This is a genomic window from Massilia arenae (assembly GCF_008014745.1).
In the GTDB taxonomy this organism is placed as follows: Bacteria; Pseudomonadota; Gammaproteobacteria; order Burkholderiales; family Burkholderiaceae_D; genus Telluria; species Telluria arenae.
Genome location: NZ_VPFD01000001.1, coordinates 1 through 24,623, shown reverse-complemented (window position 1 = coordinate 24,623; position 24,623 = coordinate 1). Strand labels below are relative to the sequence as shown.

General features: G+C 65.6%; 23 protein-coding genes and 1 tRNA gene. 17 read left to right on the top strand and 7 right to left on the bottom strand.

Annotated features, from left to right (window positions below; all coding sequences use genetic code 11):
• Positions 1-9: 9 nt before the first annotated feature.
• Positions 10-279 carry a hypothetical protein gene (locus FVD38_RS00120; RefSeq protein ID WP_147932986.1) on the bottom strand — a complete coding sequence of 90 codons (270 nt, stop codon included), beginning with the start codon at positions 277-279 and terminating at the stop codon, positions 10-12.
• Between the two features lie 269 nt (positions 280-548).
• Here FVD38_RS00120 and FVD38_RS00115 point away from each other — a divergent pair, with 269 nt between their 5' ends.
• From FVD38_RS00115 to FVD38_RS26720, 4 genes are all read left to right on the top strand, one after another.
• Positions 549-1,568 (top strand): transporter, encoded by a 1,020-nt coding sequence (locus FVD38_RS00115; protein ID WP_147932985.1) that lies wholly within the window; start codon positions 549-551, stop codon positions 1,566-1,568.
• A 123-nt stretch (positions 1,569-1,691) separates the two neighbouring features.
• Positions 1,692-3,413: an FAD-dependent oxidoreductase gene (locus FVD38_RS27045; protein ID WP_147932984.1), complete on the top strand. Its 1,722-nt coding sequence runs from the start codon at positions 1,692-1,694 to the stop codon at positions 3,411-3,413.
• An 84-nt stretch (positions 3,414-3,497) separates the two neighbouring features.
• Complete coding sequence (locus FVD38_RS00105; RefSeq protein ID WP_147932983.1) at positions 3,498-5,966, top strand: PAS domain-containing sensor histidine kinase; 2,469 nt, start codon at positions 3,498-3,500, stop codon at positions 5,964-5,966.
• A 41-nt stretch (positions 5,967-6,007) separates the two neighbouring features.
• Positions 6,008-6,331 carry a response regulator gene (locus FVD38_RS26720; RefSeq protein WP_229493333.1) on the top strand — a complete coding sequence of 108 codons (324 nt, stop codon included), beginning with the start codon at positions 6,008-6,010 and terminating at the stop codon, positions 6,329-6,331.
• Between the two features lie 21 nt (positions 6,332-6,352).
• Here FVD38_RS26720 and FVD38_RS00095 read toward each other — a convergent pair whose 3' ends face one another.
• Positions 6,353-7,333 (bottom strand): NAD(P)H-quinone oxidoreductase, encoded by a 981-nt coding sequence (locus FVD38_RS00095; protein WP_147932981.1) that lies wholly within the window; start codon positions 7,331-7,333, stop codon positions 6,353-6,355.
• A gap of 236 nt (positions 7,334-7,569) precedes the next feature.
• Here FVD38_RS00095 and FVD38_RS00090 point away from each other — a divergent pair, with 236 nt between their 5' ends.
• The 3 genes from FVD38_RS00090 to FVD38_RS00080 all read left to right on the top strand — a co-directional run bounded on the left by FVD38_RS00090 (position 7,570) and on the right by FVD38_RS00080 (position 10,449).
• Positions 7,570-8,493 (top strand): LysR family transcriptional regulator, encoded by a 924-nt coding sequence (locus FVD38_RS00090; RefSeq protein WP_147933191.1) that lies wholly within the window; start codon positions 7,570-7,572, stop codon positions 8,491-8,493.
• 152 nt (positions 8,494-8,645) lie between these two features.
• On the top strand, positions 8,646-10,085 hold the full coding sequence (locus FVD38_RS00085; protein ID WP_147932980.1) for an NAD-dependent succinate-semialdehyde dehydrogenase: 1,440 nt from the start codon (positions 8,646-8,648) through the stop codon (positions 10,083-10,085).
• Positions 10,086-10,107: 22 nt separating this feature from the next.
• Complete coding sequence (locus FVD38_RS00080) at positions 10,108-10,449, top strand: carboxymuconolactone decarboxylase family protein (protein WP_147932979.1); 342 nt, start codon at positions 10,108-10,110, stop codon at positions 10,447-10,449.
• Here FVD38_RS00080 and FVD38_RS00075 read toward each other — a convergent pair.
• Positions 10,365-10,886, bottom strand: a complete 522-nt coding sequence (locus tag FVD38_RS00075) for a hypothetical protein (protein WP_147932978.1) — start codon at positions 10,884-10,886, stop codon at positions 10,365-10,367. The genes FVD38_RS00080 and FVD38_RS00075 overlap by 85 nt on opposite strands.
• A 166-nt stretch (positions 10,887-11,052) precedes the next feature.
• A tRNA-Pro gene (locus tag FVD38_RS00070) sits at positions 11,053-11,129 on the bottom strand.
• Between the two features lie 172 nt (positions 11,130-11,301).
• On the opposite strand from FVD38_RS00070, the gene FVD38_RS00065 reads away from it, so the two are divergent.
• Positions 11,302-12,501: a DUF418 domain-containing protein gene (locus FVD38_RS00065; RefSeq protein WP_187271436.1), complete on the top strand. Its 1,200-nt coding sequence runs from the start codon at positions 11,302-11,304 to the stop codon at positions 12,499-12,501.
• Positions 12,502-12,520: 19 nt separating this feature from the next.
• Here the strand turns inward: FVD38_RS00065 and FVD38_RS00060 are convergent, their stop codons facing one another.
• Entirely contained in the window at positions 12,521-14,410 is a 1,890-nt protein-coding gene (locus tag FVD38_RS00060; RefSeq protein WP_147932976.1) for an MFS transporter, read from the bottom strand.
• Positions 14,411-14,680: 270 nt separating this feature from the next.
• Here FVD38_RS00060 and FVD38_RS00055 point away from each other — a divergent pair, with 270 nt between their 5' ends.
• Complete coding sequence (locus tag FVD38_RS00055; protein WP_147932975.1) at positions 14,681-14,860, top strand: hypothetical protein; 180 nt, start codon at positions 14,681-14,683, stop codon at positions 14,858-14,860.
• 166 nt (positions 14,861-15,026) lie between these two features.
• On the opposite strand, the gene FVD38_RS00050 is transcribed toward FVD38_RS00055, so the two are convergent.
• A complete protein-coding gene (locus FVD38_RS00050) occupies positions 15,027-16,346 on the bottom strand; it encodes a homoserine dehydrogenase (RefSeq protein ID WP_123070719.1) in 1,320 nt (439 codons plus the stop codon).
• Positions 16,347-16,385: 39 nt separating this feature from the next.
• Entirely contained in the window at positions 16,386-17,609 is a 1,224-nt protein-coding gene (locus tag FVD38_RS00045) for a pyridoxal phosphate-dependent aminotransferase (RefSeq protein ID WP_147932974.1), read from the bottom strand.
• 132 nt (positions 17,610-17,741) lie between these two features.
• Between FVD38_RS00045 and FVD38_RS00040 the strand changes: the two genes are divergently transcribed.
• The 8 genes from FVD38_RS00040 to FVD38_RS00005 all read left to right on the top strand — a co-directional run bounded on the left by FVD38_RS00040 (position 17,742) and on the right by FVD38_RS00005 (position 24,491).
• Entirely contained in the window at positions 17,742-18,122 is a 381-nt protein-coding gene (locus tag FVD38_RS00040; protein ID WP_147932973.1) for an Mth938-like domain-containing protein, read from the top strand.
• Between the two features lie 181 nt (positions 18,123-18,303).
• Positions 18,304-18,768, top strand: coding sequence for a peroxiredoxin (locus FVD38_RS00035; protein WP_267874114.1), 465 nt, complete (start codon positions 18,304-18,306; stop codon positions 18,766-18,768).
• Between the two features lie 263 nt (positions 18,769-19,031).
• Complete coding sequence (locus tag FVD38_RS00030) at positions 19,032-20,831, top strand: PhoH family protein (protein WP_147932972.1); 1,800 nt, start codon at positions 19,032-19,034, stop codon at positions 20,829-20,831.
• A 137-nt stretch (positions 20,832-20,968) separates the two neighbouring features.
• Complete coding sequence (locus tag FVD38_RS00025) at positions 20,969-21,325, top strand: YciI family protein (RefSeq protein ID WP_147932971.1); 357 nt, start codon at positions 20,969-20,971, stop codon at positions 21,323-21,325.
• Positions 21,326-21,436: 111 nt separating this feature from the next.
• Positions 21,437-21,835, top strand: coding sequence for a YciI family protein (locus FVD38_RS00020; protein WP_147932970.1), 399 nt, complete (start codon positions 21,437-21,439; stop codon positions 21,833-21,835).
• Positions 21,832-23,118, top strand: coding sequence for an RNA polymerase sigma factor (locus tag FVD38_RS00015; protein ID WP_147932969.1), 1,287 nt, complete (start codon positions 21,832-21,834; stop codon positions 23,116-23,118). Before FVD38_RS00020 ends, FVD38_RS00015 begins: the two co-directional genes overlap by 4 nt.
• Before the next feature lie 109 nt (positions 23,119-23,227).
• On the top strand, positions 23,228-24,118 hold the full coding sequence (locus tag FVD38_RS00010; RefSeq protein ID WP_147932968.1) for an MBL fold metallo-hydrolase: 891 nt from the start codon (positions 23,228-23,230) through the stop codon (positions 24,116-24,118).
• 127 nt (positions 24,119-24,245) lie between these two features.
• Positions 24,246-24,491 (top strand): hypothetical protein, encoded by a 246-nt coding sequence (locus tag FVD38_RS00005; protein ID WP_147932967.1) that lies wholly within the window; start codon positions 24,246-24,248, stop codon positions 24,489-24,491.
• Positions 24,492-24,623 lie beyond the last annotated feature (132 nt).

The following is a 24,623-nucleotide window of genomic DNA, read 5'->3' as shown; positions in this document are numbered from 1 at the left end:
GACCCTCGATTACATCCTGGGATCGTCGATCACCGCGCGCTCGTCGAGCGCCGCCTGATCATCGCCACGAAGCTGCTCGCCCATCAGCACGCGGTGGATCACGGCGCCATGCACGCCGTGCTGCTTGAGGAATTCGACGGCGCTGCGGGTACCCAGGCTGGCCTGGATAAGGATGCCCTGGCGCACCACGTGGGTCGCGCCCGCATAGGGATTGGCAAGGCTATTGTCAGCCATGTCGTTCGGCGCCGCGCCGCGGCGATCGATCTGAGAGATTTGCATCTGTTTCCTTTCGTCGGGCCTCGACAGCCCATCGTGCAGCGCCATGCCCGCCTGGGAGGCGCACAAAAAAAATCCGCCGACCGTGAGGCCGACGGAAAAACGCAGTATCCGGTTGAGGGATCACGCGGAGAGACACAGGAGCAATCTTAGCGGCCGATGGTTTCAACTTGATGACAGGGCAAGATTTCCACACTTGCAGGCGGCACTGATCCGCAACACTCTGCAATTACGCTCTACAATTGCCTATCGTTTATTCATCAGGAAGGTCAATGGCGCAGATGGCGGCTCCCGGCTTCAGTTACGGCTCCGACGATTCGGGCCTGGTATGGGGATTTCTATTCAGCCGCGACGCGACCGCGACGCCGATCGGCGTGCACGAGGCCCTGGCCTGGATGCGCGACCCGCAACCGGAACAGTTCATCTGGCTGCACTTCAACCTGTCGAACACCGCCAGCGAGCGCTGGCTGCGCAGCCACGCCATGCTGGCCGACGAGTTCTACGAGACCTTGCACCAGGGCTCGCGCTCGACCCGCCTTGAACTGGCCGACAATGCCCTGATCGCCGTCGTCAACGACGTGCTGCACGGCTTTTCGCTCGACAGCGCCGAGATCTCGACCTTGTGGGTGCATGTCACGCCGCAGGTCGCGATCAGTGCGCGCAGGAAACCCCTGGCCTCGATCGAGCGCCTGCGCCAGGACGTGCGCCAGGGCACCCTGCTGCGCTCTTCGAGCGAACTCTTGATCCACCTGCTGCGCGACCAGGCCGACGTGCTGGTGAACATCGTGCGCGAGGCGGTGGCGCGGGTCGACACCATCGAAGACCGGCTGCTGGCCGGCCGCCTGACGCGCCAGCGCGAAGACCTCGGCACGCTGCGCCGGGTGCTGGTGCGCCTGCAGCGCCTGCTGGCGCCGGAACCGGCCGCCCTGTTCCGCCTGCTGCAACGGCCGCCGACCTGGGTCGATGGCGACGACCGCCAGGACCTGCGCCAGGCGACCGAGGAATTCACGGTGGTGCTGAGCGACCTGGCCGCGCTGCAGGAACGCATCAAATTGCTGCAGGAAGAACTCGCCGCCCGCGTCAACGAGGACAATGCCCGCAGCCTGTACCTGTTGACGATCGTGACGGTGATGGCGCTGCCGATCAACCTGATCGCCGGCCTGCTCGGCATGAACGTCGGCGGCATCCCGCTGGCCGACGAGAGTCACGGCTTCTGGATCGCGCTGGGACTGGTCGCGACTTTTACCACGGTGGCCGGCTGGCTGCTGTTGCGGCTGCAGCGCCAGCGCTGAATAGGGAGGGATTTACACGCCTTGGATACCCATCCTAGGGTATAGCTTACAAAGCGACCGGCCTGGATTACCATGCAGTCGCCAGCACGCCATCCGACCAGCCCAGCCGAGCCGAGAACCGCCATGAATGACAGCACGCCCGAGTCCCTGCCCGAACCGTCCGTCATCGATCCGCGCTACCTGATCGACCTGAAAACACGGGGCCACCAGGTCTATCCCGTCCTCGGCGAGGATGAACTCAAGCGCATTCGCCGCTTCGCGACCGAGCGCGCCTGGCGCGACGGCGACTATGTGTTCCGGGCCCTGGTCGATTCGCCCGGCATGGTGGTCGTGCTGTCCGGCCAGCTGCGCTGCAGCCGCAGCAATGCGCTCGGCCACCGGGTCGAGGTGCACCTGTTCGAGCCCGGCCAGTTCACCGGCGAAGTGTCCCAGCTGTCGGGCCGGCCACCGCTGGTCGACGGCGTGGCGGTCGGCCACCTGGAAGCGCTGGTGCTCGATCCCGAGGCGCTGCGCGCGCTGCTGATGGCCGAGGCGGTGCTGGGCGAGCGCGTGATGCGCGCCTTCATGCTGCGCCGTGCGCGCCTGATCGGCGAACAGCCGACCGGACCGATCCTGATCGGACCGCCCGGCCATGCGCGCCTGTTCGAGCTCGAGAGCTTTTTGTCGCGCAATGCGCAACCCTATACCCGGCGCGACCCGGCCTCCGATCCGGAGGCCGGCCAGCTGGTGCGCGAGCACTGGCGCCAGGAGCACGACTGGCCGCTGGTTGCCATGCCCGACGGCTTCGTGATCAAGAACCCGAGCCTGCTCGAGATGGGCCGCTTCCTCGGCACCATGCCGCGCATCACGCGCGAGATGGTCTACGACGTGCTGGTGGTCGGCGCCGGCCCGGCCGGCCTGGCCACGGCCGTGTACGCGGCCTCGGAAGGCCTGTCGGTCATGGTGCTGGAACAGCGCGCCTATGGCGGCCAGGCCGGCGCCAGCGCGCGCATCGAGAACTTCTTCGGCTTCCCCACCGGCATCTCGGGCCACGCCCTGGTCAGCCGCGCTTTCGTGCAGGCGAGCAAGTTCGGCGCCGAGGTCGCGATCCCGGCGCCGGCCATGCGCCTGCTGTGCCGCGAGCGCCCGCTGCGCGTGGAACTGGACGACGGCAGCTGTGCACGGGCGCGCAGCGTGGTGCTGGCGGCCGGCGCGCGCTACCGCAAGCCCGAGCTGGACGACCTGGCCCGCTTCGAGGGCCGCGGCGTGTACTACTGGGCCTCGCCGGTCGAAGCGAAAGTATGCCGCCAGCAGACCGTGGTGCTGGTGGGCGGCGGCAACTCGGCTGGCCAGGCCGCCGTCTACCTGGCAGCCCACGCCCACACGGTGCACCTGATGGTGCGCTCAAGCGGTCTCGAGGCAAGTATGTCGAGCTACCTGATCGAGCGCATCCGGGCGAGCGCGAACATCGAGCTGCACACCCGGCTCGAACTGGCCTCGCTCGAGGGAGACGACACCGGCCTGGAGCGCGTGCATTGCCGCAGCCGCAGCGGCGGCCCGCCGGTCGTGTTCGATAGCCACCACCTGTTCCTGTTCATCGGCGCCGATCCCAACAGCGACTGGCTGCTCGAGTGCGGCGTGGAACTGGACCGCAAAGGCTTCGTGCTGACCGGCTACGAGGCCACGGGGCGGCATGGCGGACGCGATCTCGAGACCAGCGTGCCGGGCGTATTCGCCGTGGGCGACCTGCGCGCCGGCTCGACCAAGCGCGTCGCCGCTGCGGCCGGCGAAGGCGCGGCCGTGGTGGCGCAAGTCCACCGTTTCCTGGCCGAACAGCAGCAAGAGTCCAGCGCCGGCGCCGCTTGAGTCGAGTATTGCCGTGCAACATTGCAGTTGCCAAGTGAGCAAGCACTCCGTATCGTGGGGAGCTACTCACACCACTGATTGACGATGTTGCACACGAATCACAGCTTCCTGGCCGGCGGCGGCGAGATGGGCGCCCTCATGCGTGCCCACGATTGGCGCAACAGCCCGCTGGGACCGCCCGACGCCTGGCCGTCCACCCTCAAGACCCTGTTGCGGGTCCTGCTGTCGAGCAATCACCCGATGTTCATCTGGTGGGGCGACGACCTGATCCAGTTCTACAACGACGGCTATCGCCAGACCCTGGGGCCGGAGCGCCATCCGGCCGCCCTGGGCCAGCCCGGCCGACCATGCTGGGAAGAAGCCTGGGACCTGATCGGACCGGACATCGAGCGCGTCATGCGCGAAGGCGCCAGCGCCTGGTACGAGGACCGCCTGGTCCCGCTGACCCGCAACGGCCGCCGCGAAGACGTCTGGTGGACCTATGGCTACAGCCCGATCGAGGACGAGGCCGGCATCCGCGGCGTGCTGGTGATCTGCAACGACGTCACCGAAGACCACCTGCTCCGGCAGCGCCTGCAGCAGACCAATCACGCGCTGATCGAGACCATGGACGACGGCTTCTGCCTCGTCGAGCTGATCGACGACGCCGACGGGCGCGCGGTCGACTACCGCTTCATCGAGGCGAACCGCGCCTTCGCCCGCCACACCGGGCTGGTGGACAGCGTGGGCCGGACCGCGCGCCAGCTGGTGCCGAATCTCGAGCAGGGCTGGGTCGACACCTACGACGGGATCGCGCGCAGCGGGGTGGCGCGCCGCTTCGAGGAAGGGTCGGAAGCGATGGGACGCTGGTTCAATGTCTACGCCAGTCCGATCGACCATCCGGACAAGCGACGCGTGGCCCTGCTGTTCACCGACATCACCGACAAGAAGAACGCCGAGCGCGCCCTGCAGGCCAGCGAAACGGCGGCGCGCGCCGCGGCCAGCCAGGCCGAAGCCGACCGCCGCCGCCTCGATGCCCTGCTCAGCTCGGCGCCGGTCGGGATCGTCTATGTCGACGAGCACGGCGCACTGTCGGCCGTCAACCGCATGAACCGCCAGTTATGGGGCGAGCACCCGATGTCGACCAGCCAGGACCAGTACGCCGAGTGGCGCGGCTGGTGGGCCGACGGCTCCGAGCGCCACGGCCGCCAGATACGGCCGGAAGAATGGGCTCTGGCGCGCGCGCTGCGCGGCGAGCAGGTGGAGGCCGACGTCGTCGAGATCCAACCTTTCGGCCGGCCGCACGAGCGCCGCACCCTGCTCACCCGCGCCACCGCGATCCGCGCGGAAGATGGCGCCATCACCGGCGCGGTCGCGGCCTCGATGGACCTCACGGACCAGGTCGACACGCAGCGCGCGCTGCGCGAGAGCGAGGAAAAATTCCGCACCATCACCGATGCGATGCCGCAGATGGTGTGGTCGAGCCTGGCCGATGGCAGGAACGATTACTCGAACCGGCGCTGGCTCGAGTTCACCGGCCTCGACAACTCCGAACTGCTGGGCACGAACTGGATCGGCATCATCCATCCCGACGACCTGCCCGTGCTGCAGGCGCTCTGGGCCGACAGCCTGGCAAGCGGTACGCTGTTCGAGATCGAGCACCGCCTGCTTCACCACAGCGGCGAATACCGCTGGGTACTGAACCGCGCGCTGCCGGTGCGCGAGGAGGCCGGCCGCATCATCCGCTGGATGGGCACGGTCACCGACATGCACGACCAGAAGCTGGCGGCCGAAGAACTGAAAGCGGCGAACGCGCGCAAGGACGAGTTCCTGGCCATGCTGGCCCACGAGCTGCGCAACCCACTGGCGCCGATCAGCACCGCGGCCCAGATGCTCAAGCTGTCCGGCACCGATCCGAAGCGCATCGCCCATGCCAGCGACGTCATCGGCCGCCAGGTGCGGCACATGGTCGAGCTGGTGGACGACCTGCTCGACGTTTCGCGCGTCACGCGCGGCCTGGTCGAGCTGGAATGCGAACCGGTCGACCTCAAGTCGGTGATCCACAACGCCATCGAACAGGCGCGCCCGCTGATCGAAAAAAAGGGCCACACCCTGTCGACCCGCCTGGGCGCGGCCAACGTCACCGTCACGGGCGATCGCAAGCGGTTGGTGCAGGTGATGGCCAACCTGATCAACAATGCGGCCAAGTACACGCCGGACGGCGGCGAGATCACGGTCTGCGCCGATCCGCTGCCCGAGTCCGGCCAGGTGAAGCTGAGCGTCAAGGACACCGGCATCGGCATCGAAGCCGCGCTGCTGCCCGATGTGTTCGAATTGTTCACCCAGGCCAAGCGTACGCCGGATCGCGCCCAGGGTGGCTTGGACTGGGCCTGGCGCTGGTGCGCAGCATGGTCAACCTGCATGGCGGGACGGTCGAGGCGCATAGCGACGGGCCGGGACGGGGCAGCTGCTTCAGTGTCGTCCTGCCGCTCGGTACCGACAGCGCGCCTGGCGATGACGCTGGCGGCGAGCAGGGAAGCACGCTCACCGCGCACTCGGCGCTGCGCATCCTGATCGTCGACGATAACCGCGACGCCGCCGAAGCGCTGGGCATCGTGCTGTCGGCGGTGGGGCACACAGTGCAAGTCGAGGACTCATCGATGGCCGCCCTGCGGCGCGTGCAGACGGAAGGGTTCGACGTGTGCCTGCTGGATATCGGCTTGCCGGACATGGATGGCCATCAGCTGGTGGGCCGGCTGCGCATGGCGCCGCTGGTGGCCGGTGCGGCCATGATCGCGCTGAGCGGCTACGGACAGCCGCAGGACATGGCGGCGTCGAAACGGGCCGGATTTACCAGGCATCTGGTCAAGCCGGTAGACGTCGGCAAGCTGCTGGCCGTGCTGGACCAGCTCACGCCGCCCGCTTCCGCGATCGACTGACCAGGATCGTGCACCCCTGCTTCATATGGTGAGGACGATCTTGCCGACATTCAGGCCGGCTTCCATGCGCTGCTGGGCAGCGCCGGCTTCGGCCAGCGGAAAGGTGCTGTCGACCACCGGCGCCAGCTGGCCGTTGGCAAACGCCGACAGCCAGCGTTCGCGGAAGCGGTGCGACATGGCCCACTTGACGTCTTGCGGGCGCGACTTCATGACCGTTCCGATGATGTGCAGGTGGCGGTACAACAGGCGCTCGAGCGGCATGCTGGCTTGCCCGGCGCCGCCCATGATGCCGATCTGGACCAGCCGCCCGCCGAAGTCGAGCGCGTTGACGTTGCGCTCGAAGTAAGGCGCGCCGATGAAATCCAGGATGAGATCCACGCCGCGGCCATCGGTCAGCCGTGCCACGACATCGGTGAAATCGTCGTGCTCGTAATCGATGACGACATCGGCGCCAAGATGGCGTACCAGCGCGTGCGACGAGCGCTTTGCCGTCGCCAGCACGCGCGCCCCGAGCGCATGCGCCAGCTGCACCGCGGCGCCGCCGACGCCGCCAGCCCCCGCATGGACGAGTACCGTTTCACCGGGCAGCAGCCGGCCCAGGTGAATGAGGGCTTCATGCGCGGTGACGAACACCTCGGTGATCGCCGCGCCCTGGACATAGTCGAGGCGATCGGGAATCGGCATCGCCATGCGGTAGTCGATGCGCGCCATCTCGGCGTAGGCGCCGCCGCCGACAATGCCCATGATGCGGTCGCCCACCGCATGGCCGCGCACTGCGTCGCCGACCGCGATCACGTCGCCGGCGATTTCCAGGCCCATGACGGTCGAGTCGCCGAAGTCCGGCCGGCCATAGCCGCCGCGGCGATGGGTCAGGTCGGCGCGGTTGACACCGGCCGCACGAGTGCGAACCAGCAGGTCATGGGGCCGGACCACCGGTTCCGGCACATCGCCGATCCTGAGGACGTCCGGCGCGCCAAACTGGTCGAAGACGATCGCTTTCATGCTTGCTCCTTGAAGTAGTGGGGGACGGTATGTCGCATGTCATGGACATATACGGTCAGGATAGCCAGCGGCGCCGTGCTTGATAATCGGTCGCGGCCGGTCAATGGCTATGCGCATTTCGCACAAATGCCGCGCTCATGGACGCATAAACGCGGACCTGTCGGTCCTGCGCGGGCCCCGGGTCGTCGTGTTTTTCCATGTGATAATGCTTAACAGATTGACGATGGAGCTTGCGAATGCTGACGGATCGCTTTGCCGAATACCTGGGAGTCTTTGCCGACGTGGCCCGCGAGGGCAGCTTTTCCAGCGCCGCGCGCCGGCGGGGCATTACGCCGTCGTCGGTTGCACGCCAGATCGACGCGCTCGAAGCGCACCTGGACGCGGCCCTGTTCCTGCGCTCGACCCGGATGCTGACGCTGACCGAGTCCGGGCAGGCGCTCCTGGTGCGCGCACGCCGCGTCCTCGACGAGCTCGACGACGCACAGCAGGAAATCGCCTCCATGAAAGGCGAAGTCCAGGGCGTGCTGCGCATTGCCTGCTTTCCGACTTTCGGACGGCGCCACGTCATCCCCGTGGTTGCCGGGTTGGCCGAACGCTATCCGGCGCTGCGGATCGAGCTGGACCTGACCGAACGCCTCGCCGATCCGGTGGCCGAAAGGCTCGACGCCGTGATCCGCATCGGCAGCCTCGCCGACAGCACCCTGATCGCCACCCGCATCGCCCGCCAGACCCGGCTGTTGTGCGCCAGCGCCGCCTACCTGGCGCGCCACGGCGCCCCATCTTGCACGGAGGCGTTGCGCGGGCACCGCCTCGTCGACAAGCTGCACGGTAACGACCTGCTGGGCTGGGCCGACCTGCTGGGAGAAGCTGTCGGCGCCGGACAGGCGGTGTTTCGCTGCGACGATTTCGAAGCGATGTTCCAGTCCGTCCGGGCCGGCATGGGCATCGGCCTGCTGCCGGACTGGGTGGTCGGCGAGGCGATCAAGGAAGGCGAACTGGTGCAGGTGCTCCCGCAAACCTGCGCCATGCCATCCATGCACACCGATATCCATGTCCTGCGGGCGCTGGCGCAGCCGGCGGTCAAGCTGCGCGCCTTCATCGATGCGTTGAAAGCGCATATCGGCGCGCCGGAGAGGTGGACGGTCGCGGCCGTCCCCTAGGGCCACGCTTCGCACCGGCCCAGGCCGGCCCCGCCCATCTCCATTTGTGCACAACGCGCAAAACCCTTATGGGTCTCGACCCGATTATCAAAAGCGTTCCCAAAGCCTAATCTTTGTCCGGTGCACTACCCACTCACCGGAAAGGAACGCAGATGCAACCCGCTTCGTACGACCCGCTCTACCTGTTCATCGATGGCTGCTGGCTCGATGCCGGCCTGCGCGACACCGCCGCCGTCGTCAACCCCGCCACCCATGCCGTGCTCGGCCGCCTGCCGCTGGCGAACCTGTCCGACCTCGACCGCGCACTGCGTGCCGCCGGACAGTCCTTCACACTGTGGCGCCGCACGGCGCCGGCGGAACGGGCCCGCATCCTCAAGGCTGGCGCCGAGCTGATGCGTGAACGATCGGAACACATCGCCACGCTGATGACGCTGGAAGAAGGCAAGCCGCTGGCGGAGAGCCGCGACGAGGTGCTGCGTGCCGCCGACTACTTCGAGTGGTTCGCGGAGGAAGCGCGCCGCATCGATGGGCGGGTGGTCCCCGCCAACCGTCCCGGCGTGCTGCAACTGGTCAAGCGCGAGCCGATCGGGCCGGTCGCTGCCTTCACGCCGTGGAATTTCCCCGCCATCACGCCGGCACGCAAGCTGTCGGCCGCGCTGGCCGCCGGCTGCAGCGTCATCATCAAGCCAGGCGAGGAAAGCCCCGCCACCGCACTGGCGCTGGCCCGCGCGCTGGACGATGCCGGCCTGCCGAAAGGGGTGCTGCAGGTGGTGTTCGGCCGCCCGGACGAGGTGTCCGCGCACCTGATCGCCTCGCCGGTGATCCGCAAGGTCGCCTTCACCGGTTCGATGCCCGTTGGGCGCCTGCTGGCCGGCCGCGCCGCCGCCGGCGTCAAGCCGATCACGCTGGAGCTGGGTGGACACGGTCCGGTGCTCGTGTTCGAGGACGCCGACCTGGAAGCCGCCGCCGTCGGCGGCGCCGCCAACCGCTTCCGCGGCACCGGACAAATCTGCATTTCGTCGACCCGCTTCCTGGTCCAACGCAAGGTGTACCAGCAGTTCACGGAACGTTTTGTAGCAGCCACCCGCGCACTCGTCGTCGGCGATGGCCTCGACGCGGCCACCCAGGTCGGACCGCTGGCCAATGCACGCCAGCTGGACAAGATGACGTCGCTGGTCGAAGACGCGGTGCGCCAGGGTGCGCGCCTGCTCACCGGCGGCCACCGCATCGATGGTCCCGGCTATTTCTTTGCGCCGACAGTGCTGGCCGACGTGCCGCTGAGCGCGCGCATCATGCATGAGGAACCGTTCGGCCCGATTGCCGTGCTGCTTGCCTTCGATGACCTGGAAGACGCCCTGGAGGAAGCGAACCGGCTGCCCTACGGATTGTCGGCCTATGCCTTCACCACGGACGCGCGCACGGCGATCGACGTAGCCGACCGGCTCGAAGCGGGGATGATCGGCGTCAACCAGTACCGTATCGTCGCCACCGAACTGCCATTCGGCGGCATCAAGGAAAGCGGCATCGGTTCCGAAGGCGGCGCCGAGGGCATCCACCACTACCTGGTCAACAAATTCGTCAGCCAGGCCTGATCCACATCCACAAGGAATAGCCATGAAAACGATCGATTTCAGCAGCCCGCGCGCCGCCGCACGGGCCTTCACTCCCAAGTTGAGCGCCCTGGTCGAGGAACCGCTGTATTCGCAAGTCTGGGCCGATCCAGACCTTGCGCCGCGCGACCGCAGCCTGGTCACCATCGCCGCCCTGGTCGCCCTGGGCCATGCCGAGGAATTGCCGGCGCACCTGAAGCGCAGCATCGCCAACGGTTTGACCAGGACCGAGCTGGCGGCCGCGATCACCCACCTGGCGTTCTATGCCGGCTTTCCGGCGGCAATCACCGCATCGGCCCATGCGCACGCCGCGCTCGGTGAACCGGGCGCCGACTGCCCCGTGTAAACGCGCGGCGCCAACGAAACGGCCAGCTTTTCAGCTGACCTTTTCGGTGAATCCATTGGTCGGGGCGAGAGGATTCGAACCGCGGCGCGCAGGCGATCCTGCTCTGCTTGCTTGGCGAACGGCTGCTGGCCGATGTATGTTTCGACCGTGGCCACGCATTCGGACAGCGATTGCTTGCCAGCCTTGTAGCCGGCATAGAGCTTGTCCCGGTCGGCGTAGAAGCTGGGGTCGATGCCGACGGTCTTGCCGTTGATGCGGTCGAGCAGCGCCTCGTACTCCTGGACCGCCTTCGCCGCTTTTTCGACTCCTTTATCGCTGCAGCGCGCGCCGGCACGACAAGTGTGGCCGACACGTCGCCAAGCTGGCGCCGAGCACGCGTTTGAAGGCCGCGGCGCACGCCCAACAAGAAACAGGTAGGGAGTAAGGGATGAATGCACCAAAACGCTTTTTGCGCATCAAGTCGGTGATCGATATGGTGGGCCGGTCGCGCACCGCTATCTACCGTACTTTTGTAGGGGTAAAAGCTGTGGGGGTAAAATTGGGGTAATTCCGTCAGAAACGAAAAAGGCCAACCTCTCGGCTGGCCTAACTCGTTGATTTCTTTGGTCGGGGCGAGAGGATTCGAACCTCCGACCCCGTGCACCCCATGCACGTACGCTACCAGGCTGCGCTACGCCCCGACTAGCTGGCAATTATACCAGAGAGAATAGCAAACTTGCACATCTGCCACGCAATGACTGCGTTGGCCGCAGTCCCGATCTGGCAGTCGATGGGCATTGCATGATTTGCACATCATGGTGTTGTGATGATAGCGTTAACATCTATAATTGGGCCTTCACTCCCGGAGTTTCCATGCCCCCTTCGTCCTCGCGTATCAGCCTGGTCGACGCCCTGCGCGGCTTCGCCATCCTGGCAATCATGCTGCTGCACAATATCGAGCGCTTCGATCTGTACGGCACGCCAGCATGGACGCCGGCGTGGCTGGCGGCGCTCGACAAGGGCATCTGGAGCGCCGCCTTCTTCCTGTTCGGCGGCAAGGCGTACGCGATCTTCGCCTTCCTGTTCGGCTTCACCTTCGCCCTGCAATTCGACAAGCGCGCGGCGCTTGGACAAGATTTTCGTCCCCGCTTCGTGTGGCGCATGTTCCTGCTGCTGTGTTTCGGCCTGGTAAACTCGCTGTTCTACCATGGCGATATCCTGTCGATCTATGCGGTGCTCGCAATGAGCCTGCTGCCGGTGGCGCGTCTTGGCAACCGCGCCCTGCTGATCGTGGCAACGATCCTGCTCCTACAGCCCCTGGCCTGGCTCGACCTGTTCCATGCACTGCCTGCCGCCGCCACCACGCTTGCCGACCCGGCCTCCTGGGCGCACTTCAGTGCCGCCAACGTCTACCTGATGCACGGCACATTGCTGGACGTGTGGATCGGCAATCTCACCAATGGCAAGACGGCCGCCATCCTGTGGAGCTGGGAGAACGGCCGGATCCTGCAAATCCCGGCCCTGTTAATGCTCGGCATGCTGGCCTGCCGCACCAGGCTGTTCGACACGGCGCATGACGCGGCCGCGCGCTGGCGCCGCATCGGGCTGGGCGCCCTCCTGGCGTTCACCCTCTTGTTTCTTGCGAGCAAGTCGCTGGATGGATGGATTGCCGCCGAAGGCGTGCGCCGCCCCTTGCAAGTGATCGTCACCTCGTGGTCGAACCTGGCATTTGCGACGCTGCTGGTGGCGTCGTTCGTCGCCCTGTACACCCGCAAGGCGGGTGCGGGCCTGTTGTCCCGCCTGGCGCCGATGGGGCGCATGAGCCTGACCAGCTACATCGCGCAATCGCTGATCGGCACCACGCTCTACTATGGTTTCGGTCTTGGCCTCTACCAGTTCACCGGTGCGGGCATCTGCCTGGCGATCGGTATCGCTCTAGCGACCATGCAAATTCGCTGGAGCAGCTGGTGGCTCCAGCGCCATGCGCAGGGTCCGCTTGAGAGCCTGTGGCACCGGGCGACCTGGATCGGCCAGCGCCCGGCGGCGCCATCAGCGCAAGCAGGACGGCACTGAAGCGCCCCAGCCGCGATGTCTACTTCCACTCGCCGCGCAGCGCCATCACCTGCTGCTGAAGGTATTCCGGCGTCGCCAGCTCCGGCGCTACCGGCTGGCCGACGGCCAGCGCCAATTGCGAACGCATGCCGCGCGCAATGCGGCGCCCGAACAGATTGCTCTGGTCGCGTGTGAACCAGCTGCCCCACAGGCCGCGCAGCGCCATCGGGATCACCGGCACCTTGCTGCGCTCCATGACCTTCGAGATCCCATGGCGGAACTCATTCATCTCGCCGGTCGAAGTCAGGCGTCCCTCCGGGAAGATGCACACCAGTTCGCCGTCATGCAGCGCATGGGCGATGTCCACGAACGCCTTTTCCATCGTCCACGGATCCTCCTTGGCCGGCGCGATCGGGATCGCGTTCACGGCGCGGAAGATCCAGCGCAGGAAAGGCGTCTTGAAGATCCGGTGGTCCATCACGAAGCGGATCGGACGCGGGCTGGCGGCATTGATCACGATCGCATCCACATAGCTCACATGGTTGCACACCAGCACCGCCGGGCCTTCGCTCGGAATGCGCGCCGTGTCGATGGTGCGCACCCGGTACACGGTGTGGATCAGCAGCCAGGCCAGGAAGCGCATCAGGAATTCCGGCACCAGCGAGAAGATGTACACCGCCACCACCGCATTGAGCAGGGCCGTGGTCAGGAACAGTTCCGGGATGCTGAAGCCCTGCCCCAGCAGCAGGATGGCGACGCCGGCCGAGGCGACCATGAAGATCGCGTTCAGGATGTTCATGCCGGCGATCGTGCGCGACACGTGTTTCTGGTCGCAGCGGGTCTGGATCAGGGCGAACAGCGGCACGATGAAGAAGCCGCCGAACACGCCGATCATCACCAGGTCGCCCAGGATGCGCCAGGCGCCCGGCTGGTTCAAGAGGCCCAGCCAGTCCACCGCCGTCGTGCTGGCGATAAAGGCTTCGCTGGCGAAATACAGGTCGATGCCGAACACCGACAGGCCGATCGAGCCGAACGGCACCAGGCCGATCTCGACCTTGTGGCCCGACAGGCGCTCGCACAGCAGCGAGCCGACACCAATGCCGAGCGAAAACACGGTCAACAGCAGCACGAACACGCTGTGGTCGCCCATCAGATAGTCTTTCGAGAACACCGGGAACTGGGCCAGCAGCAAGGCACCATAGAACCAGAACCAGGAATTGCCGAGCATCGACAGGAACACGGTGCGGTTCTGGCGCGAATACGCCAGGTTGCGCCACGATTCGGCGATGAAGTTGCGGCTGATGCGCAGCTCGGGCGCCGGCGGCGGCGATGGCGGGATGCGCCAGGCGGCGGCCAGGCCCAGCACGGCGAAGAGCAAGGTCGCGCCGGCCACCAGCATGATGCCGTTCGGCTTGTAGCCGACCAGGATCGCGCCGGCCACTTCACCCAGCAGGATGCCGACGAAGGTCCCCATCTCGACCACGCCATTGCCGCCGACCAGCTCGTCGGGCTTGAGGTTTTGCGGCAGATACGCGTACTTGACCGGCCCGAACAGCGTCGAATGCATGCCCATGCCGATCACCGCCGCGACCAGCAGCCACAGCGTGTGCGTCATCCAGCCGATGCCGGCCACCAGCATGATCGCGATCTCGGCGACCTTGACGATGCGCGCCAGCCTGGCCTTGTCGAATTTGTCGGCGATCTGGCCCGAGGTGGCCGAGAACAGGACGTAGGGCAGGATGAACAGGCCGGGGATCAGGTTGTTGATCAGGGAGGGATCGAGCGTGGTCCAGTTGATCGCGTCATAGGTCATGACGACCAGCAGCGCGGTCTTGAACAGATTGTCGTTGAAGGCGCCCAGGAACTGGGTCCAGAAGAACGGGCCGAAACGGCGCTGGGTCAGCAGGGAAAACTGATTCGGTTGGCTCATGCTGGAAAGCTCGGCTGTGAAGGAGTGCGTAATGTACAACGGCAAGCACAGCGGAACAAACGCTGTTTCTCACATAGTTACTTGCGTATCCGCATTTGATACTACGGGTCTTGCTCTACAGTACGAAGTGCTGCTTGCGCGAACACAAACGGCGTCCGGCGGCAAGCGTGCGCACCGAAACCATGCCATGTGGGCGATTGACGATTGAAGCCGGTCAAATAGGGCTTGATCTGGCACATTGGTGCAATGCAGCGCAGGTAGAATCCGCAGATGACTTCCGCCAACTTCCACATCAGCTACGCCAGCGTCGCCAATGCGCTGTTCGAGCATATCGAGCAGGACCTGCTGCTCCTCACCACCGCCCTCCTCGACGACGACGAGGAATTACCACGCCGTTTCGAGGCGTATCCAGCGATAGCGCTGGCGCACGAAGGCATGCCGCCGCCATAAGACGCGTGCTTGCACCACAAGCGTAAAAACGTCGTTCCCGCGGAGGCGGGAACCCAAGTCAGCATGCTCCGAGACTACGAACAACGTAGTGGTGAAGCGGGCAAACTTAGGTTCCCGCCTGCGCGGGAACGACGTATTGAGGCTAGTGGCCAGGCGTAAAGGGTCGTCAGCCCAGCGCTTCCAGGCGAATCCGCGTCACCTTGCCGATCACCGCTGGCAAGCCTTCGATCTTGGCGATCGCCGCGTCGATGTTCTTTTCGCGCGTCTGGTGCGTCAGCATGATAATGTCGATGTCGACCCGGTTGCCCGGCTCCTTCTGCAGCACGGCGTCGATCGAGATGCCGGCGTCGGCCAGGATGCGGGTCAGGTCGGCCATCACGCCCAGCTGGTCCTGCACGTGCACGCGCAGGTAGTAGCTGGTGGTGATCTCGGACATCGGCATGATCGCGACGTCGGTCATCTGGTTCGGCTGGAACGCCAGGTGCGGCACGCGGCTGTACGGGTCGGCGGTCAGCAGGCGGGTCACGTCGACCAGGTCGGCGATCACGGCCGATGCGGTCGGCTCCGAACCGGCGCCCTTGCCGTAGTACAGCGTGGCGCCGACCGCGTCGGCCTGCACCAGCACCGCGTTCATCGCGCCTTCGACATTGGCGATCAGGCGCGCGGCCGGGATCAGGGTCGGGTGGACGCGCAGCTCGACGCCCTCGCCCGACTCGGTATGGGTGCGGCGCGTGATGCCCAGCAGCTTGATGCGGTAGCCGAGCTGTTCAGCGTAGCGGATGTCGGCCGCCTGCAGCTGGCTGATGCCTTCGATATAGGCCTTGTCGAACTGGACCGGGATGCCGAAGGCGATCGCCGACATGATGGTCAGTTTATGGGCCGCGTCGACGCCCTCGATGTCGAAGGTCGGGTCGGCCTCGGCATAGCCCAGTTCCTGCGCCTGCTTGAGCACGGTTGCAAAATCCAGGCCCTTCTCGCGCATCTCGGTCAGGATGAAGTTGGTGGTGCCGTTGATGATGCCGGCCACCGATTCGATGCGATTGGCGGTCAGGCCTTCGCGCAGGGCCTTGATGATCGGCACGCCGCCGGCCACGGCCGCCTCGAAGGCCACCATCACGCCCTTTTCTTGCGCGGCGGCGAAGATCTCGTTGCCATGCAGCGCCAGCAGCGCCTTGTTGGCGGTGACTACGTGCTTGCCGTTGGCAATTGCTTGCAGCACCAGCTCGCGTGGCAGCTCGTAGCCGCCGATCAGCTCGACGACGATGTCGATCTCGGGATTGTTGACCACCGCAAACGGGTCGGCCACGATCTCGACCGTACCGCCGGTCACTTCGCGCGCACGTTCAATATTGCGCGCCGCAATCATCGCAATCTCGATGCCGCGTCCGGCGCGGCGGCGGATGTCTTCCTGGTTGCGTTGGAGGACGTTGAAGGTACCGGCACCCACGGTGCCGATGCCCAGGAGGCCAACTTGAATCGGTTTCATAAAATCTGTTTCTCTTGATGGTCAGGACGCCGGTCCCGTTCAGGCATGGCGTCGTCGGTAACCGTCGAGGAAGCGCGCGATGCGTCCGCAAGCGTCGGTCAGGTCGTCGGAATTGGGCAGGAACACCAGCCGGAAATGGTCCGGGGCGATCCAGTTGAAGCCGGTGCCTTGCACCAGCAGCACTTTTTCCTCGGACAGCAGTTCGCAGATGAACTGCTGGTCGTCCGTGATCGGATACATCTTCGGATCGAGGCGCGGGAACATGTAGAGCGCGGCTTTTGGCTTGACGCAGGACACACCCGGTATATCGGTAAGCAATTTATGCGCGAGGTCGCGCTGTTTCAGCAGGCGTCCGCCCGGTCCCACCAGGTCGTTGATGCTCTGGTGGCCGCCGAGGGCGGTCTGGATGGCGAACTGGCCCGGCGCATTGGCGCACAGGCGCATCGAGGCCAGCATGTTCAGGCCGTCGATATAGCCCTTGGCGTGGCGCTTCTCGCCCGAGACCACCATCCAGCCGGCGCGGTAGCCGCAGGAACGGTAGTTCTTCGACAGGCCGTTGAGGGTCACGAACAGCACGTCGTCGGCCAGCGAGGCGATCGAGACGTGCTCGGCGCCGTCGTACAGGGTCTTGTCGTAGATCTCGTCGGCGTAGACGATCAACTGGTGCTGGCGCGCCAGCTCGATGATGTCGAGCAGCACTTCGCGCGGATACAGGGCGCCGGTCGGGTTGTTCGGGTTGATGACGACGATCGCGCGCGTGTTCGGCGTGATCTTGCGGCGCATGTCCTCGATGTCGGGCAGCCAGCCGGACTGTTCGTCGCACACATAGTGGATCGGCGCGCCGCCGGCCAGGCTCACGGCCGCGGTCCACAGCGGGTAATCGGGCGCCGGCACCAGCACTTCGTCGCCGTTGTTCAACAGGCCCTGCATCGACATCACGATCAGCTCCGAGGCGCCATTGCCCAGGTAGATATCGTCCATGCCCACGCCGACGATGTTCTTCTCTTGCGTGTAATGCATGACGGCCTTGCGCGGCGCGAACATGCCCTTGGAGTCGGTATAGCCGGCCGCGCCGTGCATATTGCGGATCATGTCGCTGACGATCTCGTCCGGCGCGTCGAAGCCGAACACGGCCAGGTTGCCGATATTGAGCTTGATGATCTTCTGGCCGTCTTCTTCCATCTGGCGCGCCACGTCCAGGGCCGGACCACGGATTTCGTAGCAGACATCGTCGAGCTTGTTGGATTTGGCGATCGGTCTCAAGATTTCCCCAGATGTGAGCGTGCTCTGTTGCAGTGCGAAAAATACCATTCTGCCGAAAGCGCCCCATTTAGGCAACCTTGCCGATCCGGTTACAATGGGCCTTTGCCAGCACACCGGATTTCAGCCAACGCCATGAAGCTCCATTCCGACAACACCCAACAATACCAGACAGTCACCGGCTACGACGCTTCGGGCGTGGAAATCAATGCCGAACACTTCAACTACAGCCTGACCGTGCTCCCGGAGATCGCGCCGCGGCCCTGGAACGTGACCCGCTTCGACGAACTCACCACCGCCCATTTCGAAGAGATCGCGAAGGACGCGCCGGACGTCGTCATCCTCGGCACCGGCGAGCGCCAGCGCTTCGTGCACCCGCGCCTGGTGGCCAGCCTGTCGGCGCTGCACATCGGCGTCGAAAGCATGGATAACGCAGCCGCCTGCCGCACCTATAACGTGCTGATGGGCGAAGGCCGCAAGGTCACGCTGGCCCTGATCCTCGACGCCGGCGCCTGAATCCACTGGCCTCGGGTCGGCGGAAACGTTTCATAAACCATGTAAATAGTGCGATTCTGTCCAGCCGGACACTAGCGGCAGGTGGCATGGCCGGATTATCATGCCAGTGCCGCTCCCCGCCATCATGCGCCGGGAGGTTAATATCGCAGCGCAACGCGCTGTCACTGCCCAGGAGAAGCCCGTGGCCGAGAGCCCAGCAACCATCGCCCCATTTTCCGCCCCGATGACCGGTGGCCAGACCTTTGAGCTGCTTGGCCGTCCCGCCAGGTACACCGTGCTGTACTTCTACCCCAAGGACAATACGCCGGGCTGCACTACCGAGAGCATCGCCTTTCGCGAAGCCTGGCCCGAATTCCAGGCGCTTGGCGCCGAGATCTATGGCCTGAGCCGCGATTCGCTGCGCTCGCACGAGAACTTCAAGGCCAAGCTGGGCCTGCCCTTCGAACTGATCTCCGATCCGGACGAAGCGGTCTGCACGCAATTTAATGTCATGAAGATGAAAAATATGTATGGCAAACAGGTGCGTGGAGTCGAGCGCAGTACGTTTGTCATTGACGCTCAAGGCCGATTGGTGAAAGAATGGCGTGGCGTGAAAGTCAATGATCACGTCACCGAAGTGCTGGAATTTTTGAAGAGCCAGCCCTGAATTACGGATGGCTCCAGTTTGTTCAACCTGCTGGATCGCTATCCTTTATTTTGAGTCAACGCGTAATACATCCACATTCTTCCAATCTGGTTTCCCGCCGGGCCGGAGTATTTCCGGGCTCGGCCTTACTGCAGAGGTTCTTCCCTGCAGTCCACGCGGCGGTTCACCCGCCACTCCCGTTAGTAGCATCGACTCCGTGCGGCAGCGCGCCACGTGGCCAGCGCGCGCACGGCCATCCAGACTTTTTTTAGATTGAGAACCTGATGCCACTGCCAAAGATGCCTACCCAGCCAGCGACCATGCTGCTGGCAAAAGATTACCCCAAGGCCGAACCCGGCAAATCGCCGGTACGTCCCGTCTCGGCCCAGGCCAATGACGACGTCGAGGACCTGATCAGCGGCCAGGCCGTGCCGACGCCGAAATCGCGCGCACGCCGCAAGGCGCAAGACACCCTCGCCGCGGCGCAAGCGCCCGCGGTTGCCAAACCCGTCGCAGCCGTGCCAGCCGTTGCCGAACAGGCTCCCCAGCCAGCCCGCAAGGCCGCGCCGGCACAGGCCAAGCTGCGCGAGACCGACGCCGATCAACCGCATCCGGCCAAGCACAAGCCGGTCGAAGTCACCATCAAGTCGTCCACCAGCCGCAAGGCCGACCGCTCCGGCACCACCAAGGTGTTCGTGCTCGACACCAATGTGCTGATGCACGATCCGACCTCGCTGTTCCGCTTCGAAGAGCACGACGTCTACCTGCCGATGATGACGCTCGAGGAGCTGGACAACCACAAGAAGGGCATGTCCGAAGTCGCGCGCAATGCGCGCCAGGTCTCGCGCACGCTCGACGCCCTGATCGCCAACGTCGACGACGACGCGATCGAGTCCGGCATTCCGTTGTCCAAGCTGGGCAACAAGGATGCCAAGGGCCGCCTCTTGTTCCAGACCCGCCTGAACAGCGCCGCCCTGCCCGAAGGCCTGCCGGCCGGCAAGGCCGATAACCAGATCCTGGGTGTCGTGCGTGCGCTCGAGCAGCAGACGGCGGGCCGCGCCATCGTGCTGGTGTCGAAAGACATCAATATGCGCATCAAGGCGCGCGCCATCGGCCTGCCGGCCGAGGATTACTTCAACGATCACGTGCTGGAAGACACCGACCTGCTGTACTCGGGCATCGTCCAGCTGCCGGACGATTTCTGGGACAAGCACGGCAAGGACGTCGAATCCTGGCAAGAGAACAAGAACGGCAGCTCGGCGACCTATTACCGCGTCACCGGCCCGCTGATCCCGAGCCTCCTGGTGAACCAGTTCCTGTTCCTTGAGCCGAAGGATGGCCAGTCGCCGTTGTACGCGCAAGTCAAGTCGATCAACGGCAAGACCGCGGTGCTGCAGACGCTGCGCGACTATAGCCACAACAAGAACAACGTCTGGGGCATCACGGCGCGCAACCGCGAGCAGAACTTCGCCCTCAACCTGCTCATGAATCCCGAAGTCGACTTCGTCACCCTGCTAGGCCAGGCCGGCACGGGTAAAACCCTGCTGGCGCTGGCGGCCGGCCTGGCGCAAGTGCTGGAGACCAAGCTCTACAACGAGATCATCGTCACCCGCGTGACGGTGCCGGTGGGCGAGGACATCGGCTTCCTGCCGGGCACCGAAGAAGAGAAGATGTCGCCGTGGATGGGCGCCTTCGACGACAACCTCGAGGTGCTCATGAAGTCGGACGGCGACGCCGGCGACTGGGGCCGCGCCGCCACGCAAGACCTGATCCGCTCGCGCATCAAGATCAAGTCGCTCAACTTCATGCGCGGCCGCACCTTCGTCAACAAGTTCCTCATCATCGACGAGGCGCAGAACCTGACGCCGAAGCAGATGAAGACCCTGGTGACGCGCGCCGGTCCCGGCACCAAGATCCTGTGCCTGGGCAATATCGCACAGATCGACACGCCTTACCTCACCGAGGGTTCGAGCGGCCTGACCTATGTCGTCGACCGCTTCAAGGGCTGGAGCCATGGCGGCCACGTGACCCTGGCGCGCGGCGAACGCTCGCGCCTGGCCGACCACGCGAGTGACGTGCTCTGAGCATGACGGTCGCTTGACCTTCAACGCCCGCCCTCACCGGCGGGCGTTTTTTTTGCCTGAACCGCAAACAGCGCTACCATAGGGTCGGCGGCTACACCGTCCACGCGTCCAAACATATCCCGCCCAAAGGAGACCCCATGCCCCATATGCTGCTCATCAACGAGCCCGTCGGCCAGCGCGCCACCCGCAGCGAAGCCGAAGGACGCGCCATTTACGAGCGCATGCTGCGCTGGGGCGAGGACTTGAGGGAACGCGGTCTGCTGCTGGCGGCCGAATCGCTGGCCTCCCTTGATACCGCGGTGCGGGTGACCGTCCCGGCTGGCAAGGCGCGCATCGTCGACGGCCCGTTCGCCGAGGCCAAGGAAATGGTGGGCGGCTTCTTCATGGTCGATGTCGACTCGCGCGACGAGGCGATTGCCCTGGCGGCCGAGTGCCCGGCCGCCGAATGGGCCACGGTCGAGGTACGCGCGCTGGCGCCCTGCTTCATGCGCTAGAAAATATTTTTCATGATGGTTTGTCGGGATTGTCGAAAACGGTGAGCGCCGTTCGTCGTGGACCATGAAAGGCCTGCTGCCGCGGGCCGCTCACCATTCAAGGAGAACACCATGCGTTTCATGATCATCGTCAAGGCCAGCGTTGCGACGGAAGCGGGAGAAATGCCGCAAGAATCGCTGCTCGCCGAAATGAACGACTACCACCAAGAGCTGGCGCGCGCCGGCGTCCTCCTCGACGGCAATGGGCTCAAGCCCAGCAGCCAGGGCTGGCGCATCCGCTACGAAGGCGGCGAGCGGCGCGTCGTCGATGGTCCCTTTGCCGAGACCAAGGAGCTGATCGCCGGCTATACCCTGATCCAGGTCCGTTCGCGCGAGGAAGCGCTCGAATGGACGCGCCGCTTCCCCAATCCCCAGGGTCCGGGCCTGGAAGCCGAGATCGAGGTGCGCCAGCTGTTCGAGCTGGACGACTTCGCCCCCACCGAAACCATCGAACGCATGCGGGCGCAATGACAGGCAGGGTCGAGGACACCATCGCTGCGCTGTGGCGGATCGAATCCGGCCGCATCGTCGGCAGCGTCGCGCGCATCGTGCGCGACGTCGGGCTGGCCGAGGAGCTGGCCCAGGACGCCCTGGTGGCCGCGCTCGAACGCTGGCCGCGGGACGGCATCCCCGACCGCCCCGGCGCCTGGCTGCTCACGACGGCGCGCAACGGCGCCTTCGACCTGCTGCGGCGCGACCGTAGCCTGCGCCAGAAACTGGAACAGATCGGCCTCGATCTCGAGGCCCAGGAGACTCTGACAGTGCCGGATTTCGTGGACGACCTCGACGCCAGGCGCAACGACGTGCTCAAGGACGACCTGCTGCGCCTGATGTTCACCGCCTGCCATCCCGTGCTGTCGCTCGATGCGCGCCTGGCGCTGACGCTCAAGCTGCTCGGCGGCCTGGCGACCGGCGAGATCGCGCGCGCCTTCCTGGTGCCTGAGAGCACGATGGCCCAGCGCATCGTGCGCGCCAAGCGCACCCTGGGCGAGGCCAAGGTCCCGTTCGAACTGCCGCCGCCAGCCGAGCTGGGCGAGCGCCTGGGGGCCGTGCTGGAGGCGGTCTACCTGATCTTCAACGAGGGCTATACCGCCACGGCCGGCGCCGACTGGATGCGCCCGGCCCTGGTCGACGAGGCGCTGCGCCTGGGCCGCATCCTGGCCGAGCTGGCGCCAATCGAGCCCGAGGTGCATGGCCTGGTGGCGCTGATGGAGCTGCAGGCTTCGCGCACGGCGGCGCGCCTCGATGCGAACCGGCGGCCGGTGCTGCTGCTCGACCAGGACCGCGCGCGCTGGGACGGCGTGCTGGTCCGGCGCGGCCTGGCCGCCCTCGAGCGCGCGGCGCGCATCGGCACACAGGAAACGAGGCACGCCGGCCCCTACGTGCTGCAGGCCGAGATCGCCGCCTGCCACGCACGCGCCCACCGTGCCGAGCTGACCGACTGGCGCCGCATCGCCGAGCTGTATGGCGAACTGGCCGCAGTCCAGCCCTCTCCTGTCGTTGAACTCAACCGTGCGGTGGCGGTGGGCATGGCCGACGGCCCCGCGGCCGGCCTGGCGCTGGCCGACCGGCTGCGCGCGGACGGCCGGCTGGACGGCTATCACTGGCTGCCGAGCGTGCGCGGCGACCTGCTGTCCAAGCTCGGACGCCGGCCGGAGGCGCGCGCCGAGTTCGCGCGCGCGGCCGCGCTCACCGCTAACGCCGCCGAGCGCGAACTGCTGCTGGCGCGAATGCGCGACGCAGCGGATGCATGAGCCTGCGCAAATACTTTGCGTTAATTGATGACTATGCCGGAGGGATACATACCGCTATGATCGAGGGTGTATAGAATAAAAACCAAGCGATCGTGACGGGAGACCTGCAATGAAATTCCGGTTCTGGGGAGTGCGTGGATCGATCCCTTCGCCAGGTCCGCGCACTGCGCGCTACGGCGGCAATACCACCTGCATCGAGGTGCGCACCGACGCCGGCGCCCTCCTGATCCTGGACGGCGGCACCGGGCTGTTCCCGCTGGCCCAGCACCTGGTCCAGCAGGGGCCGGTGGCGGCCAATATCTTCATCACCCACAGCCACTGGGACCACATCCACGGCCTGCCCTTCTTCGCGCCGCTGTTCATCAAGGGCAACCGGGTGCGCCTGCACGGCGCCCACGACGAAATCACGGGCCACGGCATCGAGCACGTGATGAACGTGCAGTTGCAGAACAGTTATTTCCCGGTAGGCGAGGCCGAGATGAGCGCCACCCTCGACTACCGCACGCTCGAGATCGAAACGCCGATCGACGTGGAAGACGCCGTGGTGTCGAACGTGGCGATGAACCATCCGGTGCTCAACCTCGGCTACCGCATCGACTGCAACGGCAAGTCGCTGTTCTTCACCGGCGACCACGAACCCTGGCCCAACCCGCACCCGGCCGGAAGCGGCGAGCACGCCGCCTGCGAGGAACACCTGCGCGAGCGCGAACGCCGCATGGACGCCGTCATGCGCGGCGTGGACGCCCTGGTCGTCGACTGCTCGTACACGCGCGAGGAATACCCGTCCAAGCGGGGCTGGGGCCACGGCACTTTCGACGGCGCGTTCGACATGGCGCTGCGCGTGGGCGCCCGGGCGCTGTACTGCACGCATCACGAACCGACGCGCGGGGACGACGAACTGGAAGCGGTGTTTGCCGAGGTGATGGCGCGCCATGCCGGACGGCTCGGCGGCCTGCGGGTCTTCCTGGCCTACGAAGGCCTCGAGGTCGACCTCGGCTAGCACGGCGCGCGATGCGCGACACCTGCCAGAATCGAGAGGAACCACTCTTTCCGCCGGCGGTAAAATGGACCCGGGGCGTCAATACACACCGACGGCCCGTCCTTCCCAGTCCACGAAAGAGCATCGAATGAAGATCATCCTGATTGTCCCGGCGGCGGCGCTGCTGCTTGCGGGCTGCGCGTCCACCACTCCGAGCGGCGATGCCGCCGCCAGCGCCAGCGCGCAGGAAGAACGCTACGTCCCGCTCGGCACCTACCTGCCGCGCAAGCGGGGCCAGACCGCCAACAACGCCAGCGCCGTCGACAAGACCGACCTCGAGAACATGAAGAATGCCGGTACCGGCACCGGCGCCAACGAAGGCCTGACGCGCTGAACCGGCGAGCGTGTGCAGCGCAAAAAAAACGGAGCCGCGTGGCTAATGCCGTTCAGTTAAGACTGAGCGGCATTTTTCTTTTCAGGTGTTGTAAACGCTAGCTGAGGCTGTTAACCTGCGTCACCATGTTTG